The organism is Mycolicibacterium diernhoferi (genome assembly GCF_019456655.1).
Classification (GTDB): domain Bacteria; phylum Actinomycetota; class Actinomycetes; order Mycobacteriales; family Mycobacteriaceae; genus Mycobacterium; species Mycobacterium diernhoferi.
On sequence record NZ_CP080332.1, the window covers coordinates 5054058 to 5068110 of the forward strand.

Annotated in this window: 16 protein-coding genes, 1 tRNA gene and 1 pseudogene; 6 read left to right on the plus strand and 12 right to left on the minus strand. The window is 67.8% G+C overall.

The window, feature by feature from the left end; translation table 11 throughout:
• Positions 1-44 precede the first annotated feature (44 nt).
• Positions 45-1664 (minus strand): HNH endonuclease signature motif containing protein, encoded by a 1620-nt coding sequence (locus tag K0O62_RS23855; protein WP_073859481.1) that lies wholly within the window; start codon positions 1662-1664, stop codon positions 45-47.
• 87 nt (positions 1665-1751) lie between these two features.
• Entirely contained in the window at positions 1752-2846 is a 1095-nt protein-coding gene (locus K0O62_RS23860) for a GGDEF domain-containing protein (protein ID WP_073859480.1), read from the minus strand.
• Positions 2847-2997: 151 nt separating this feature from the next.
• On the opposite strand from K0O62_RS23860, the gene K0O62_RS23865 reads away from it, so the two are divergent.
• Together K0O62_RS23865 and rnhA are read left to right on the plus strand one after the other, a co-directional pair.
• The gene (locus tag K0O62_RS23865) at positions 2998-3609 is read left to right on the plus strand and encodes a VOC family protein (RefSeq protein WP_073859479.1); all 612 of its coding nucleotides are present in this window, start codon (positions 2998-3000) and stop codon (positions 3607-3609) included.
• A 54-nt stretch (positions 3610-3663) separates the two neighbouring features.
• On the plus strand, positions 3664-4119 hold the full coding sequence (gene rnhA / locus K0O62_RS23870; RefSeq protein WP_073859478.1) for a ribonuclease HI: 456 nt from the start codon (positions 3664-3666) through the stop codon (positions 4117-4119).
• 3 nt (positions 4120-4122) lie between these two features.
• On the opposite strand, the gene K0O62_RS23875 is transcribed toward rnhA, so the two are convergent.
• From K0O62_RS23875 to K0O62_RS23885, 3 genes are read right to left on the minus strand one after another with little or no spacing between them, the layout of a single operon-like run.
• Positions 4123-4497, minus strand: a complete 375-nt coding sequence (locus tag K0O62_RS23875) for a DUF4267 domain-containing protein (RefSeq protein WP_073859477.1) — start codon at positions 4495-4497, stop codon at positions 4123-4125.
• Positions 4494-4802: an NIPSNAP family protein gene (locus K0O62_RS23880; RefSeq protein WP_073859476.1), complete on the minus strand. Its 309-nt coding sequence runs from the start codon at positions 4800-4802 to the stop codon at positions 4494-4496. The genes K0O62_RS23875 and K0O62_RS23880 overlap by 4 nt, the downstream gene beginning before the upstream one ends.
• Positions 4802-5278, minus strand: coding sequence for a DUF1772 domain-containing protein (locus tag K0O62_RS23885; protein WP_073859475.1), 477 nt, complete (start codon positions 5276-5278; stop codon positions 4802-4804). The genes K0O62_RS23880 and K0O62_RS23885 overlap by 1 nt, the downstream gene beginning before the upstream one ends.
• A gap of 99 nt (positions 5279-5377) precedes the next feature.
• On the opposite strand from K0O62_RS23885, the gene K0O62_RS23890 reads away from it, so the two are divergent.
• A complete protein-coding gene (locus tag K0O62_RS23890; RefSeq protein WP_073859474.1) occupies positions 5378-5968 on the plus strand; it encodes a TetR/AcrR family transcriptional regulator in 591 nt (196 codons plus the stop codon).
• Here the strand turns inward: K0O62_RS23890 and K0O62_RS23895 are convergent.
• The 5 genes and pseudogenes from K0O62_RS23895 to K0O62_RS23915 all read right to left on the minus strand — a co-directional run bounded on the left by K0O62_RS23895 (position 5931) and on the right by K0O62_RS23915 (position 8641).
• Positions 5931-6500, minus strand: coding sequence for a TetR/AcrR family transcriptional regulator (locus tag K0O62_RS23895; RefSeq protein WP_073859473.1), 570 nt, complete (start codon positions 6498-6500; stop codon positions 5931-5933). The genes K0O62_RS23890 and K0O62_RS23895 overlap by 38 nt on opposite strands.
• On the minus strand, positions 6497-7006 hold the full coding sequence (locus tag K0O62_RS23900) for a nuclear transport factor 2 family protein (RefSeq protein ID WP_350355556.1): 510 nt from the start codon (positions 7004-7006) through the stop codon (positions 6497-6499). Before K0O62_RS23900 ends, K0O62_RS23895 begins: the two co-directional genes overlap by 4 nt.
• 36 nt (positions 7007-7042) lie before the next feature.
• Positions 7043-7867 (minus strand): alpha/beta fold hydrolase, encoded by an 825-nt coding sequence (locus K0O62_RS23905; RefSeq protein WP_079244623.1) that lies wholly within the window; start codon positions 7865-7867, stop codon positions 7043-7045.
• A gap of 98 nt (positions 7868-7965) precedes the next feature.
• Positions 7966-8115: pseudogene (locus tag K0O62_RS23910) on the minus strand (haloalkane dehalogenase); the annotation flags it as partial.
• A gap of 55 nt (positions 8116-8170) precedes the next feature.
• A complete protein-coding gene (locus tag K0O62_RS23915) occupies positions 8171-8641 on the minus strand; it encodes a MarR family winged helix-turn-helix transcriptional regulator (RefSeq protein WP_234800303.1) in 471 nt (156 codons plus the stop codon).
• Between the two features lie 72 nt (positions 8642-8713).
• Here K0O62_RS23915 and K0O62_RS23920 point away from each other — a divergent pair, with 72 nt between their 5' ends.
• Positions 8714-9706, plus strand: coding sequence for an NAD-dependent epimerase/dehydratase family protein (locus tag K0O62_RS23920; protein WP_073859505.1), 993 nt, complete (start codon positions 8714-8716; stop codon positions 9704-9706).
• A 1-nt stretch (position 9707) separates the two neighbouring features.
• Here K0O62_RS23920 and K0O62_RS23925 read toward each other — a convergent pair whose 3' ends face one another.
• A complete protein-coding gene (locus tag K0O62_RS23925) occupies positions 9708-11999 on the minus strand; it encodes an ATP-dependent DNA ligase (RefSeq protein WP_073859470.1) in 2292 nt (763 codons plus the stop codon).
• Positions 12000-12030: 31 nt separating this feature from the next.
• Here K0O62_RS23925 and ku point away from each other — a divergent pair, with 31 nt between their 5' ends.
• Entirely contained in the window at positions 12031-12933 is a 903-nt protein-coding gene (gene ku, locus K0O62_RS23930; protein ID WP_073859469.1) for a non-homologous end joining protein Ku, read from the plus strand.
• 17 nt (positions 12934-12950) lie between these two features.
• Here ku and K0O62_RS23935 read toward each other — a convergent pair.
• Positions 12951-13023 (minus strand) — tRNA-Ile (locus K0O62_RS23935).
• Between the two features lie 233 nt (positions 13024-13256).
• Between K0O62_RS23935 and K0O62_RS23940 the strand changes: the two genes are divergently transcribed.
• Positions 13257-14048, plus strand: coding sequence for an SDR family oxidoreductase (locus K0O62_RS23940; RefSeq protein WP_073859468.1), 792 nt, complete (start codon positions 13257-13259; stop codon positions 14046-14048).
• The last annotated feature ends 5 nt before the right edge of the window (positions 14049-14053 follow it).

Genomic DNA, 14053 nt, shown 5'->3' on the forward strand with positions numbered 1-14053 from the left:
CGAATCACCCCGGGAGAGTAGCAATCGCTGCCGCCGCCGGCCGGTCATATCGGCGGGACGCAGTCGCGCAGGTACTGCTCGACCCAGGCGGTGTTGGCCCGGCGTTCGTCATCGATGCGCCGGCGCCGCGCTTGCGCGCGGGTCTGCTCTCGACGCGGCATGCGCAGTCCCGCAGTAGTTTTCACCGGCACCCTCGCGGTGACGACGGCCGTCGGCGCGCACAGGCGCGGGAACAGCAGCCGACTGCGCGGATAGGTGGTGTGGACGCGTTTGTCGGGCGCGGTCCACTGCACCGTCCCGTCCGGGAACTGTCGACTCGACCAGCCCGGCCAGAACGTCTTGCACAAGTGGTGTTCACGGCACAGACAGATCAGGTTCGATGCCGCCGTCGGCCCGTACGGGTAGGGCACCGTGTGGTCGATATCGGCCACCGGCCGGCTGCAGCCCGGGAATCGGCACGTCCCGTCCCGGCAGCGGACGAACGCCGCCAACGCTCTCGACGGGCGGTAGCGGGGCTCCGGGGGCGCCTCACCGGGATGCGCGATCCGCCGGATGCGGGCGTGCAGTGCGAGTTGGGCCACCACCGCCGCCGGCAGCATCGGCCCACCCAGAACCAGCCCCGGCCCGGCCGGGCTGAACTCGCCGCGGTCGGCGGCGTACGCCGCGACCAACTCCGCCCAGGTGTGCAGGTACCACGGCTTGGCCAGCACCGGTTTCGGCGCGGTTACCAGGGCGCGGCGCTGCGCAGCCAGCTCACCCACCCCGGGAGCGGCGGCAGACTCGGGCTCGGGTCCCGGCGGCTCGGGCTCGGGTCCCGGGGGCACTGACTCAGGTCCGGGTGCGGGACCGCCGGCCCCGACCGCCTCCGGATCAGCCACCACGTAGATGACCACGCCACCGCCGGCGGGCGTGGACGCGGCCCCACAGTCCTCGCGTTCACACAGACACGGCAGCCGGTCCCACCCGAATCCCATCGCCCCCATCGCCGCGGCCCGCCGCACCTGCAGCGGCCGCGGATCGTGCTCACACACCGTGCGCGCCAGCGCATCCGCGCGTTCGTCCACCGCCTGCGCATCGGTGGCCGACAACGTCGCATTGAGGTACGCCGTGCCCGAACCACCCTCGACACAAACGTCGACACGATGACTGCGCGCCGCTGATTCGCTGCGGCGCACGGCATACGGATCGTGCAGCAGCACCAGCGCGTCGATGGCGGTGTCCTGCTGTTCCTGCGACATCGCACCGGCCGAGGCGAACTCCGCAGCCAGCCCCACGTCGACCGCACGCAGCGCACCGGGATCCTTGACCAGCGCGGTGCGCATACAGATCCGGTGCACCACCCGGTATGACAGCACCCCGGCCGCGAACAGAGCCCGCACCTTCGGCAACCGCTCCGCCAACGCCACCGCGTCCATCAGCAACCCCGACGCCGTCCCGCTGGTGATCGCCTGCGCCGCACCGATGTGTGCACAGACTGCCGACCAGTTGTCGAACCGCCACCGTTCCCGGTCGGCCGAACCGTCCTCGGCATGGGCCGCCGCCAGCATGTCGGCCATCGCCGCCAGCCGGGCCGCACACGCCGAGTTCTCCAGCCGCGCGTACGCGTCGATGCGGGCCGCGACGGTCCCCGCCGCCACCACCGCAGACATCTGATGCTCGAACATACTTTCGATTATCGGCGCGCCCGGGTCGACCCGCCAGGGACACACCCCGGCCTGTGGATAGACCCGCGATTGTGGATAACCCGGGCGTCAGTACCCGCAATAGTGGCTGTGCCGGTTGCCGCCCGCGCGCTTGGCCGCGTACATCGCCTCGTCGGCATCCGCCACCAGGCTCTCGACATACGACCCGAGATGCACCGACGGGCTGCGCAAACTCCGGATGGGCGCCGATGCGGTGCCCACGCTGGCGGTGACCGACATCGGGAGCGCGGCGATGCCTTCACACACCCGCCGGGCCAGCGCCCGGGGATCGGCGGTCTCGTAAACGGCCGCGACCACGAATTCCTCGCCGCCGCTTCGCGCGATCACCGCAGGGGTGTCGGCGACAGCGCGCCTGAGCGCCCGGCCGACGGCCACCAGCGCGTCGTCGCCGACCTGGTGGCCGTAGGTGTCATTGAGCCGCTTGAACTCGTCGAGATCGATCATCGCGACAACGAGGTGATCGCCGGGCGCAACGTTGCGGTCGTGCACCATCCGGGGCACCCGGCGCTGGAACAACCGCCGGTTCAGCAGCCCGGTCAGCGGGTCCCGGCCGGCTCGTTCGAGGTCCGCACCCAACGCGCGGACGAGCAGGTGGATGGCGACCGGCATGACGATGTTGATCTGCGCGACGAGGAACAGGTCCACGGCCGCGAGCGCGAGGTGCCCGGACTGGGCGATGCGGGACGCCGCGACCACCGCCACCGAGGCCGCCACCACGAAGTTGAGAATGACCAGCGCGGTGGAGTGGAAGAACGCGATGTAGGCGGCCGTGGTGGCGAATGCGATGCAGCCGGTCAGCGCGCCCTGCGGATCCGGGTACGCCAGGCACGCCAACGCGACCGACCCCATGGCGAGCAGGGCGATGACCACCGACTGGCGCCGGGTGGGCCAGGACAGCACCCACACGGCGGCGCTCGCGAGGCCGCCGATGATGGCGAGCCACATCATGATCAACGGCGCGCCGGCGGGCGGGCCGTCCACGCTGCGCAGCAGCACGACCAGGCATATCGCGAACGAGACCGCGACCCCGGCCATCACCGCGCGCACGGCGCCGGTCGCTCCGCGTTCGGACAGGTAGTCGGTGATCCATTCGTAGTGGTTCGCGCGAACCGACCACCCGGAAGCAGGAGTGGCCACCGTCATTGCCCCATTCTGAACACCAGCAAAGCCCCACCAGGCTACCTCGTTAATGACGCTTGCGTCAGTACTATTGACCGCGCCCCGATTCCACCCGGTCACAGGTCCTGGTCGGCCGGTCAGCAAATGACGATGGTGGACCGGCAGAATGGCAGCCATGGCCCTCGCCGTTGATGAACTACAGATCGCCGACCCGGCGGACGCCTGGATCGAGGCCGGTTTCAGCCTCAGCGACGGGGTGGTGCGGGTCGGCGGCGTCGGCCTTCGGCTGGTGGGGCGCGAGCGGGGCGCCGGCATCGTCGGGTGGTCGCTGTCAGGGTTGCCGTCCGACGATCCGATCGACGGTATTCCGACGACAGCGTCGCAGGCGCAGGCGACCGTTCCGGACCGGCACGCCAATGGAGTGACGTCGATCGATCACGTCGTGCTGTTCTCGCCGGACCTGGGACGCACCGTGGCGGCGCTGGCCGCCGTGGGGGCGGACCCGCGCCGGGAACGCGACGGCGAACTCGGCGGGCGGCCCATCCGGCAGATCTTCTTCCGGCTCGGCGAGGTGATCCTGGAGGTGGTCGGCTCCCCCGACTCGGCCTCCGACGGCCCCTCGACGTTGTGGGGCGTCACGTTCACCGTCGCCGACATCGATGCGACGGCCGCCTTCTTCGGTGACCGCACCTCGCCGGTCAAGGACGCCGTGCAGCCGGGCCGCCGGATCACCACGCTGGACAACCGGGCACTCGGGATGTCGGTCCGCACGGCGATGATCTCGTGACACTCGCCCCGGTCGCTGCGCTCCTGCCCACCGTCACGCTTATCCTCTGAACCCATGAGCTCCACCGAGGACCCCGTCATCATCCACACCGACGGGGGCTGCCGCCCGAATCCGGGGCCCGGCGGCTGGGGCGCGGTGTTGCGCCACCGCGAACATGTCCGCGAAATGTGCGGCGGAGAACCCGGCGAGACCAGTAACAACCGGATGGAACTGATGGCGCCGATCATGGCGCTGGAGGCACTCAAACGCCCGATGCTCGTGCATCTGCACACCGACAGCACCTACGTGCGCAACGGCATCACCAAATGGGTGTTCGGTTGGGAGCGCAACGGCTGGCTGACCGCCGCCAAGCAGCCGGTGAAGAATGTCGATCTCTGGCAGCGGCTTCAAGCTGCGTCCGCACAGCACCGGGTCGAATGGTTCTGGGTCAAGGGGCATTCGGGGATCGCGGACAACGAGCTGGCCGATGTGCTGGCCACCCGGGGTCTGCAGCAAGCACTCGCCCTCTGACGCTCACGACATCAACAGGAGCCCGGCCGCCACCAGCATGACGACGGCAGTGAGGCCGTGCACTCCCCACGCGATGGACTTCGGGCCGCCGGCACCGAGCACGATGGCCAGGTCGGCGATCGGGATGATGGTGGCCGCCAGGAGCACCCAGCCCAGCAGATGCGGTGCGCCCGCGGCCATCAGGATGAGGACGATCAGCCCGGACGCGATGTCGCGGACACCCTTGACCCTCATATAGGCCAGGACGGACCGATCAACCACGTCGGACTGGACGCCGTAACCGGCGGCCGCGGCGCCGGGTGCGATGAGGAATCGTGCCCCGATGACGATGATGGCTGCGCCGATGAGACCGGCGAGGATGTAGGCGATGGCGGTCATGGCAGACTCCTGGGTTCGAGGAGCACCGACTGCACGTCGGTGATCGCACCAACATCGAAACCGGCCATGTCCGAAGCGAATTCAGGACTGCCCATGACGACGCGGGTGAGTTCGTCCGGGTCGGCGCCGGCCGGGTACCGAATCAGCGCGACGAGGCGGTTCGCACCGCCGGACTGCTCCGTCCAGACACCTTCGGTGGCGATGCCGAACGCCGCGAAGGTTTCCACATGCCGTGTCCAGTGGATACCCGCGTACAGCTGTAGCGCTTGCCGCGATCGCAGGGTGTAGATCCTGAGCTGCAGCATCAGAGGGCCAGTGCCACGCACAGGGCCACCACGGCCAGACCTTGCAGCAGCGCGCGTACCCCGATGATGCCGTCCCACTTATCCTGCAGCGCACGGCCGTTCGGCAATGACCGGCCGACGTGCGCGGCTTCGGTCAGTTCCCGGTTGATGGGCGCGCTCACCTGCGTGTAGAGCCCGATCCAGATGATCAGCAGAACCAGCGCGACGCCCGCCGCAATCGTCTGCGCCCAGTGCCCGGCCATCGCGGCCAGCACCGTCGCGGCCGCGGCGGCCAGGATCCCGAGGGCACCCGGAACGGGCATCCGTTTGTCACCGTAGCGATGCACGTGCCCCATGACCGCGACCAGTGCGTCGTCGTCGACCGCGGCCAGGGCCGGCCGCAGCACGACCGCGCAGAACACGTCGGTGCCGTAGACCACCGCGGTGCTCAGCACTGCGACCAGTGCCGTGCCCCGAACAAGCAGGTCGATGTCCATTCCCCGCACCCCTCACCGGTAGTGCTAGCAACGCTAACCCCGCGGCCATCGTCGTGTCAATAGCGCCGCTAGCACTTCTAGCGGTGCTACCGTTGCGGCATGGCCTCGGAGAATCGACGCGAGCGGGAGCGAACCGCCCGCAGAACGCTGATCATCACGACCGCCCGCAGGATCGCGGAGGCCGAGGGCTGGGACGCCGTCACCACCCGGCGGCTGTCCGCGGAGATCGAGTACAGCCAACCGGTGCTGTACAAGCACTTCACCGGCATGGAGCAGATCGCCGACGCGGTCGCCATCGACGGCTTCCGTGAGCTCGCCGAGGCGATCCGCGCCACCCCCGCCGTCACCGGCGACGCCCTGTCCCGGGCCGCGCAGGCCTATCTCGATTTCGCCCGCGCCCACCCGGCGGTGTATGACGCGATGTTCACCCGGGCCACTGCCCTGCACTTCGCCGCCGAGGACACCCCGCCCGACCTCAAGTCGGCGTTCGCCGAGTTACGCCAGGCCGTCGGTCTTGTCGCCGGCGATCAGGACACAGATGCGCTCACCGAGGTGTTCTGGGCCGCGCTGCACGGACTGGTCGCGCTCAGCCGGGCGGGCCGGCTGCGGCCCGGCCACGAGGCGCAACGGCTGCGGCTGCTGGTCGAACAGTTCAGCCGCGAACAGTCGTCGCGAGCAGTAGATCGATGAGTTCGTCGGCGGTGGTCTGCCATTTGTCCGTGTCGAGTAGCCCACTGTTTTCCAGGCCGGCGGCACCATGGGCAGCGGTCAATAGAACGGCCGCATGGCGACTGGCCTCGTCCTCCCCCGTGACCGCGGCGACGATGCCGAGAAACTCGTCGCATGTGCGCTGCGCTGCGCGAACGATGGCCCCGGGATCACGAAGAGGCCGACTGAACATCAGCTGATACAGATGCGGGCGCTCGCGGCTGACGGCGATGACGATGAGCAATGCCGCGCGTAGGGTCTGCTCAGGCGAGAGCCCGGAATCGCCTCGCAGCCTTTGCATTTCGTCGCCGATTCGCTGCCACCCTTCGGCCGCGACCGCCGCCAGCAGGGTCTCCTTGTCGGCGAAATGGCCATACGGCGCACCGCGACTGACGCCCACCCGCGCGCCGACCTCGCGCAGCGTCACCGCCGCCGGGCCGCCGGCATCCAGCAGAGCTGCGGCTTCGTCGAGCAGTGCACGGCGCGTCGCAGCGGCCGCCTCGGCGCGGCTCATCCCGCGGCCGGGAGTGCGCCGAACACTCCCGGATTGCCAGTCTGGATCCGCGACGTGAGTTTGACCTTCGAGATCCGCCACCCCTTACCGGTACGCACGAACGCATTCGTGTAATAGCCGTAGACGGTCTGTTCGGTACCGCCGTCGGCCGCTGTGTTGTGGTGGATCGCGCGAACGTAGGCCACGACGGTCGCGTGATCGGCATCGTGGAAGTCGACCGTGAGGTTCGTGATCATGTGCTGAGTTGCGGTGAGGGCACCCATCACCGGCGCGATCACCGCGACGAAGTCGTCCGCCCTTAGCCGTGCGGGCGGAGTGCCGAACACCGAGCTGTAGTCACCCTCGATCTCGTCGGTGAAGCAGTCACGGAAGAGTTCCCAGTCACGCGAGTCTACCGCCGTCGCGTATCGCATTTGTACGTCCGCGATTTCGACGCGGTCCACCAGACGCCAGAGTTCGGCAGCCTCGGCCGTAGTTTCATGTGACGTTGTCATATTAGCGAGCATGGACCCCTCATATGACGTTGTCAACTACGACTTCGCTCACCGGACCGAATCGATGGCCTGATCGATCACCGCGGTCACCGCGTCCGGGTGTGATATCAGGGTGAGGTGTGACCCGCCGTCGAAGACGGTGACGTGGGAGTGCGCCCGTTGCGCCATGGCCTTCTCCGACGCGGCCGTGATGATCTGGTCGCCGCTGCTGATGAAGTACCACGACGGGATCGCCTCCCAGGCCGCGAACCGGGAGGGCGTCTCGAACGCTCGCGTCGACGCCGCCCGTTGAGTGGCCCACAGCCGCGTCGCCTCCTCAATGGGCAGGTCGCTACCGAAATAGCGCAGGAAGATGTCCTTCTTCAGGTACAGATCCTCGCCTTGGGCGGACGAAAGCCTTTCGAACAGTTCACCTTCGGGCTTCTGCTTGAGCACCGAATCCGATCCGCTCAAGGACCCGTTGGTCTCCCCGACGGCCGGTGCCGCGGCATCGACGTACACCAGCGCCTTGACTTCTCCGTTGCCCGCGGCGGCGTTGGTGATGACCGAACCTCCGTAGGAGTGCCCGACGAGCACGATGGGCCCGGACAGCGATCGCAGGAAGTTGGCGACGTATTCGGAATCGGTGGTGAGGTCCTGCAACGGATTGGCGATGGCGCGCACGTCATAGCCCTGGCGCTGCAGCGCAGCCACCTCGCCGTCCCAGCTCGACGCGTCGGCCCACGCGCCGTGCACCAGGACCACCGTGGGTTTGACGCCGTCGGGCGGATTCGCACGGGCTCCGGCAGGTGAGATGGTGAAGAGCGCGACCGTGAGCACGATGACGCCGGCCAGCGCGCCGGCCCGTCGCAGGAGATCGGTGAAGTCAGGCATCGGGCTCTTCCCATCCATCGGCCAATAGGTCTGGTCAATACCTTTGTCCACCTGGACGGTCTGTTTCATCGCCGCTACCGGGCATTCCCCGATACCGGCTAGCTGGAAGCGCCACCGCGGGCGAGCGTGCGGACAAATGCGGCGATGGCCGCGCCGATCTCGTCCGCGCTGTCCTCCTGGACGAAGTGTGTTCCCGGGACGGCGATCTCGGTCTGATTGGGCCAGCTGCGCACGATGTCGAGGATGCGTTGCCTGCTCTGGATCACGCCGGGATCTGGCCGCGAAGTTACTGCGTTCAGAGGGCTAGCCCGGAGGATCCAGGGACTCGGCGATCCGATCGAGCAGTCGGGTCAACTGGCGTTGTTCCTCGGTTGTCAGGCAGCTGAAGATCTCTCCCGCGACGACGACGTAGTCGCGGAGCCAGTTTCGCGCCTGCGCCTCCCCCTCGGGCGTGGTCGTAAGGCGTATCGCGCGGCGGTCCTTGTCGTCGACACCACGGGCGACCAGCCCGTCCCGCACGAGTGCCTCCACCAACGTCGACGCAGTTCCCTGGCTGACCCCGACCTCCCGGGCCAGATCCGCGAGCCGGACCGGCTGCATCCGAGCCACTTCGGCGAGCAATTTGGATCTCGGAGTCGAGACGCCGTGCTCCCCCAGTCGGTCGTCGAAGGCCCGCACAACCGATTTGCCGGCGCGCCCGAACGCGTCGGCCAGGCGCCCTGCGCGCTGCGCCGATGCACCTGACGCAGCGCGTCCACCCATCGCCTCTTTCACGTTGACGAAATACTATCAGTGATCATATAGTTTGATATCAAATGATTTGATACCGAATGAATGGAGAAGAAGATGCGAGTATTCGTCACGGGTGGCAGTGGATTCGTCGGGCAGCACCTGATCGGGCGACTGGTCGGCGCGGGGCACGAGGTGCGCGCACTCGCCCGCACGGACCACGCCGCCGACCTGGTCGGCCGGGCCGGGGCGCAGCCGGTTCTCGGCGACCTGTCGGAACTGGTCGAAGGTGATCCACCACCGCGGTGGACGTCGGCACTGCACGGGGTCGACGCCGTCGTACACGGCGCCGCCCACATGGCGTTCTGGGGTCCCGATGACCTCTTCCGCCGCACCAACCTCGAGCCCAGCGTCGCCCTCCACCGGGTCGCCGCCTCGTCTGGGGTGAGCAGGTTCGTCTTGATCAGTGCCGCCAGCGTGGCCAGCGGCACCCAGCGCGCGCCGGTCGTCGACGAGCGCACCGATGAAGGTCGGCCCAATATCGCCTACAGCCGCGTCAAGCTCGCCACCGAGCGCACCCTGCTCGGCGTGGACACCCCGACGATGACGACGGTGGCCCTTCGTCCCCCGTTCATCTGGGGTGCGGGCATGTCCACCCTGGCCGACTTCGTCGCCGCCGTGGAAGCGGGCCGGTTCAGCTGGATCGACAACGGCCGGCACACCGTCGACTTCGTCCACGTCGACAACCTGACCGAGGCCGTCCGTCTCGCGCTCACCCGTGGCCGTGCCGGTCGCGCGTACTACGTCACCGACGGCACTCCCTTGCCGGCCCGCGAATTCTTCACCCCGCTGCTGGCAACCCAGGGCGCGGATGTGCGCGCGGCCCGCAGTGTGCCGTTCGCGGTGGCGGCCCCCCTCGGCGCGGTCTTCGAAGCGGGGGCACGCCTGTTGCGCCGACCCGAGCCACCGATGCTGACGAATTGGATCACCACGTTCATGGGCCGTGACCGCAGCTACGACATCACCGCGGCACGAAGCGAACTCGGCTACACACCGTCGGTCGACCTGGCCGACGGACTCGCGGAGATGGCCGACTCCCTCGCCCGCTGAGCTACTCCCACACCACCTCGTCCGGAGTCTTGTCCGGACGCAGCCCCCGCCAGCTCGGCTGCCGCAACCGGCCGTCCGAGGTGCGCTCGCTGTAGCGCACCTCCCCCACCAGCTCCGGGCGCACGAACGTCACGCCCTTGGCGTCCGGGCCGGAAAGCCGCTTGGCGAACGGTGATTCGTCGGTTTCCAGCGGCTTCAGCGTGGCGCGTAGATCTTTGAGCATCTTCTCGGTGAATCCGGTACCCACCCGACCGGCGAAGTCGAGGCCGTCCGGACCCGGCACACCCACCACCAGGGCCCCGATCCCGCTGGTGCGTCCACCTTCACCGGCCCGCCACCCGCCGATCACCACCTCCTGGCTGAGCCACAGCTTGTCCTTGATCCAGGACTGCGAGCGCCGGCCGGGTTGATAGGTGGAGTCCCGCTTCTTGGCGACCACACCCTCCCACCGCCGCTCGGCCGCATACTCCAACGCCGCGGCACCGTCACCGGGCAACTGCGCCGGCACGATCAGGTTCCCCACCGATTCCAGTGTCTCCAGGATCCGTCGACGATCGGTGTACTTGGCGCGCAACAGGGATCGGCCGTCGAGATACAGGATGTCGAACGCCCAGAACTCGATGTTCCCGCCCGAAGCCCGGTTCTGCATCGCCCCGAAGCTGGGCACCCCGTCGTCGAGTGCGACCACCTCCCCGTCGAGAATGACGTGATGGTCGGCCAGATCGGCGGCCAACGCCCTCAGTTGCGGGTACTCCTGGGTCACGTCCCGCCCGCTGCGCGTACGCAGTTGCAGCGCACCGTGATCCGCGTCGACCAGCAGCCGGTAGCCGTCCCACTTCCCCTCGAACGCCCACGTCACCGAGTTCAACTTCGCCACCGAACCGTGGGTGGCCAGCATCGGTGCGAGGTCTTTGGCGCTCGGCTGCGCCTGGTCCTTCATCCGGTGCGCCAGCCAGTTCTTCCCGCCGGTCTGGATCAGCGCGTAACGACCCTGCACCTTGGCCCCGCGCAGCGTGACGATCACCTCGCCACCCTTGTCCGGGCCGTCCGGCGGGTTGTCCCGGAACTTCTCGGCCTCGTAGGTGCCGGAATCCCAGATGTACACCTCACCGCCGCCGTACTCACCCTTGGGGATCGAACCCTCGAACGAGGCATACTCCAGCGGGTGGTCCTCGGTGTGCACGGCCAGATGGTTGACCGCCGTGGTCTCGGGCAGGTTCTTCGGGATCGCCCAGGACACCAACACCCCGTTGCGTTCCAACCGGAAGTCGTAGTGCAATCGCCGGGCATGGTGTTCCTGGATGACGAACGTGTTGTCCTGCCCGACCGCCGGCGCGGCCCTCGGCACCGGCTCCGGGGTCTTGGCGGCGTCGCGCATACTGCGGTAAGTGGTCAGCCGGTCGGATTCCGGCAGTGGCTCGTCGAGCCCCGCCAGCAGATCACCGTCGCGCTCAACCCGTTCCAGCACCTCGTCGAAACGCAGGTGCCGCAGGTCGGGGTCGGCGATCTCCTCCCAGGTCCGCGGCGCCGCCACCGTCGGCTCGTGGCGGCCGCGCATCGAGTACGGCGCGATGGTGGTCTTGGCGGCGCTGTTCTGGCTCCAGTCCAGGAACACCTTGCCCGTCCGCACGCTCTTGGTCATGGTGGCGGTGACCTGCTTGGGCATCGCCTTCTCCAGCGCCAGCGCAATGCGTTTGGCCAGCACCGAGGCGCCCTGCGAACTGATCGGCTCGGCCAGCGGCACGTACAGGTGCAGCCCCTTGCTGCCGCTGGTCAACGGATACGCCGTCAGGCCGATGTCCTCGACGTACCCCTTCACCTCGTGGGCGACCTCGCAGAGCTGACGGAACGTGACGTCCTCGCCGGGGTCCAGATCGAACACGATGCGGGTGGCCGGCCCGGGATCACCAAAAATCTCACCTGCCCCGCTGCGCCCGCCCGATGAGAACCGCCACTGCGGGACATGCACTTCCAGTGAGGCCTGCTGGGCGATCCAGGCCAGCCCCTCGGCGGTGTCGATGACGGGGTAGGTGGTGGTGCCCGACCGGTGGGTCACCGAGCCGCGGTCCAGCCAGTCCGGCGCCGAGGAGGCGAGTTGTTTCTCGAAGAACTCGGGTTGTTCGACGCCGTTGGGCCACCGTTTGCGGGTGACCGGGCGCCCGGCGATGTGTGGCAGCATGGCGTCGGCGACGGCCAGGTAGTAGTCGAACACCTCGGCCTTGGTGGTGCCGACAGCCGGATAGAGCACTTTGTCCGGATTGGTCAGTTTGACCCGGCCGAAGCGCTCCACCACATGAGCGTATTACCCGCTGTTACCGTTACCTATGCGGTCGATCTGGAAAGGCTCGGTCTCCTTCGGTCTGGTCAACGTGCCGGTCAAGGTTTACAGCGCGACCGAGGACCACGACATCAAGTTCCACCAGGTGCACGCGAAGGACAACGGGCGCATCCGCTACAAGCGGGTGTGCGAAGTCTGCGGCGAGGTGGTCGAGTACCGCGACATCGCGCGGGCCTACGACTCCGATGACGGGCAGACGGTCATCATCACCGACGAGGACATCGCCACGCTGCCCGAGGAACGCAGCCGCGAGATCGAGGTGGTCGAGTTCGTCCCCGCCGATCAGCTCGACCCGATGATGTACGACAAGAGCTACTTCCTGGAACCCGATTCGAAGTCCACCAAATCGTATGTCCTGCTGGCCAAGACACTGGCCGAGACGGATCGGGTGGCGATCGTGCACTTCGCGTTGCGCAACAAGACCCGACTGGCGGCGTTGCGGGTCAAGGACTTCAGCAAGCGCGACGTCATGGTGATCCACACCCTGCTGTGGCCCGACGAGATCCGCGACCCGGACTTCCCGTCGCTCGACAAGGAAGTCGACATCAAGGCCGCGGAGTTGAAGATGGCCGGCCAGGTCGTCGAATCCATGACCGACGACTTCAAACCCGATCAGTTCCGCGACGACTACCAGGAACAGCTGCACGAACTGGTACAGGCGAAACTCGAAGGTGGCGAAGCGTTTACCGTCGAGGAGCAGCCCACCGACCTGGACGAGACCGAGGACGTGTCCGATCTGCTGGCCAAGCTGGAGGCCAGCGTGAAGGCCCGCGAATCGAGCAAGTCCGACACCGAGAAGGCCCCCGCGAAAAAGGCCGCCGCCAAGAAGGCGCCGGCGAAGAAGGCCGCCAAGAAGTCACCGGCCAAGAAGGCCGCCGCGAAGAAATAGCTGCTGTGCGAAACGCGTGCTCCGGGAAGGAATTGAACCTTCACCGGGACCTTATAAGGGTCCTGCTCTGACCAACTGAGCTACCGGAGCGAAAGATGGCGCTCCCTCAGTGGGTTCGAGACGTCGTCAGCCGCCGCTGTGCCCCACTGAGCCGACGACGGGTATCTCGAACATGGACCGAGTAAAACCGGTGTCCGCACCGGTGTCAACGGCCCGGATCGCCCGAAACTGGCCACCCGGCCAAATTAGAACGTGTTCCAGAAATCACCCACCCCGCTCGCACGGCCTTGCTACCGTGACGCCGACACAGAGATGAGGCATGCATGATCCTGGATAAATTCCGACTCGACGATCAGGTGGCGGTCGTCACCGGGGCCGGCCGCGGACTGGGCGCCGCCATCGCCGTCGCATTCGCCGAAGCCGGTGCGGACGTGCTGATCGCGGCCCGCACCCAGGCCCAACTCGAGGAGGTTGCCGAGCAGGTGGCCGCGACCGGGCGGCGGGCCCACATCGTGGTGGCCGACCTGGCCCACCCGGAATCCACGGCCTCCCTCGCACAGCAGGCCGTGGAGGCGTTCGGGAAACTAGACATCGTCGTCAACAACGTCGGCGGCACCATGCCCGGGCCACTGCTGAACACGTCCACCAAGGACCTCAAGGACGCCTTCACCTTCAACGTGGGCACCGCGCACGCGCTGACCACCGCCGCGGTCCCGCTGATGCTGGAGCATTCCGGCGGCGGGTCCATCATCAACATCACCTCCACGATGGGCCGGTTGGCCGGACGCGCCTTCGCGGCCTACGGCACCGCCAAGGCCGCGCTCGCGCACTACACCCGACTGTCCGCACTGGACCTGTGCCCGCGGATCCGGGTCAACGCGATCGCCCCCGGATCGATCCTCACCTCGGCACTGGACGTGGTGGCCTCCAACGAGGCGCTGCGCGGCCCGATGGAGAAGGCCACCCCGATGCGCCGCCTCGGCGACCCCACCGATATCGCCGCGGCCGCGGTCTATCTGGCGTCACCGGCGGCGAGCTATCTGACCGGCAAGACCCTCGAGGTCGACGGCGGCCTCACCTTCCCCAACCTCGACCTGCCGATCCCCGACCTGTAAGGACC

Excerpts from the sequence above, each read along its gene's own strand:
- K0O62_RS23855 (WP_073859481.1), bottom strand. The coding sequence starts at position 1,664 with ATGTTCGAGCATCAGATGTCTGCGGTGGTGGCGGCGGGGACCGTCGCG.
- K0O62_RS23860 (WP_073859480.1), bottom strand. The coding sequence starts at position 2,846 with ATGACGGTGGCCACTCCTGCTTCCGGGTGGTCGGTTCGCGCGAACCAC.
- K0O62_RS23865 (WP_073859479.1), top strand. The coding sequence starts at position 2,998 with ATGGCCCTCGCCGTTGATGAACTACAGATCGCCGACCCGGCGGACGCC.
- rnhA (WP_073859478.1), top strand. The coding sequence starts at position 3,664 with ATGAGCTCCACCGAGGACCCCGTCATCATCCACACCGACGGGGGCTGC.
- K0O62_RS23875 (WP_073859477.1), bottom strand. The coding sequence starts at position 4,497 with ATGACCGCCATCGCCTACATCCTCGCCGGTCTCATCGGCGCAGCCATC.
- K0O62_RS23880 (WP_073859476.1), bottom strand. The coding sequence starts at position 4,802 with ATGCTGCAGCTCAGGATCTACACCCTGCGATCGCGGCAAGCGCTACAG.
- K0O62_RS23885 (WP_073859475.1), bottom strand. The coding sequence starts at position 5,278 with ATGGACATCGACCTGCTTGTTCGGGGCACGGCACTGGTCGCAGTGCTG.
- K0O62_RS23890 (WP_073859474.1), top strand. The coding sequence starts at position 5,378 with ATGGCCTCGGAGAATCGACGCGAGCGGGAGCGAACCGCCCGCAGAACG.
- K0O62_RS23895 (WP_073859473.1), bottom strand. The coding sequence starts at position 6,500 with ATGAGCCGCGCCGAGGCGGCCGCTGCGACGCGCCGTGCACTGCTCGAC.
- K0O62_RS23900 (WP_350355556.1), bottom strand. The coding sequence starts at position 7,006 with ATGCTCGCTAATATGACAACGTCACATGAAACTACGGCCGAGGCTGCC.
- K0O62_RS23905 (WP_079244623.1), bottom strand. The coding sequence starts at position 7,867 with ATGCCTGACTTCACCGATCTCCTGCGACGGGCCGGCGCGCTGGCCGGC.
- K0O62_RS23920 (WP_073859505.1), top strand. The coding sequence starts at position 8,714 with ATGCGAGTATTCGTCACGGGTGGCAGTGGATTCGTCGGGCAGCACCTG.
- ku (WP_073859469.1), top strand. The coding sequence starts at position 12,031 with ATGCGGTCGATCTGGAAAGGCTCGGTCTCCTTCGGTCTGGTCAACGTG.
- K0O62_RS23940 (WP_073859468.1), top strand. The coding sequence starts at position 13,257 with ATGATCCTGGATAAATTCCGACTCGACGATCAGGTGGCGGTCGTCACC.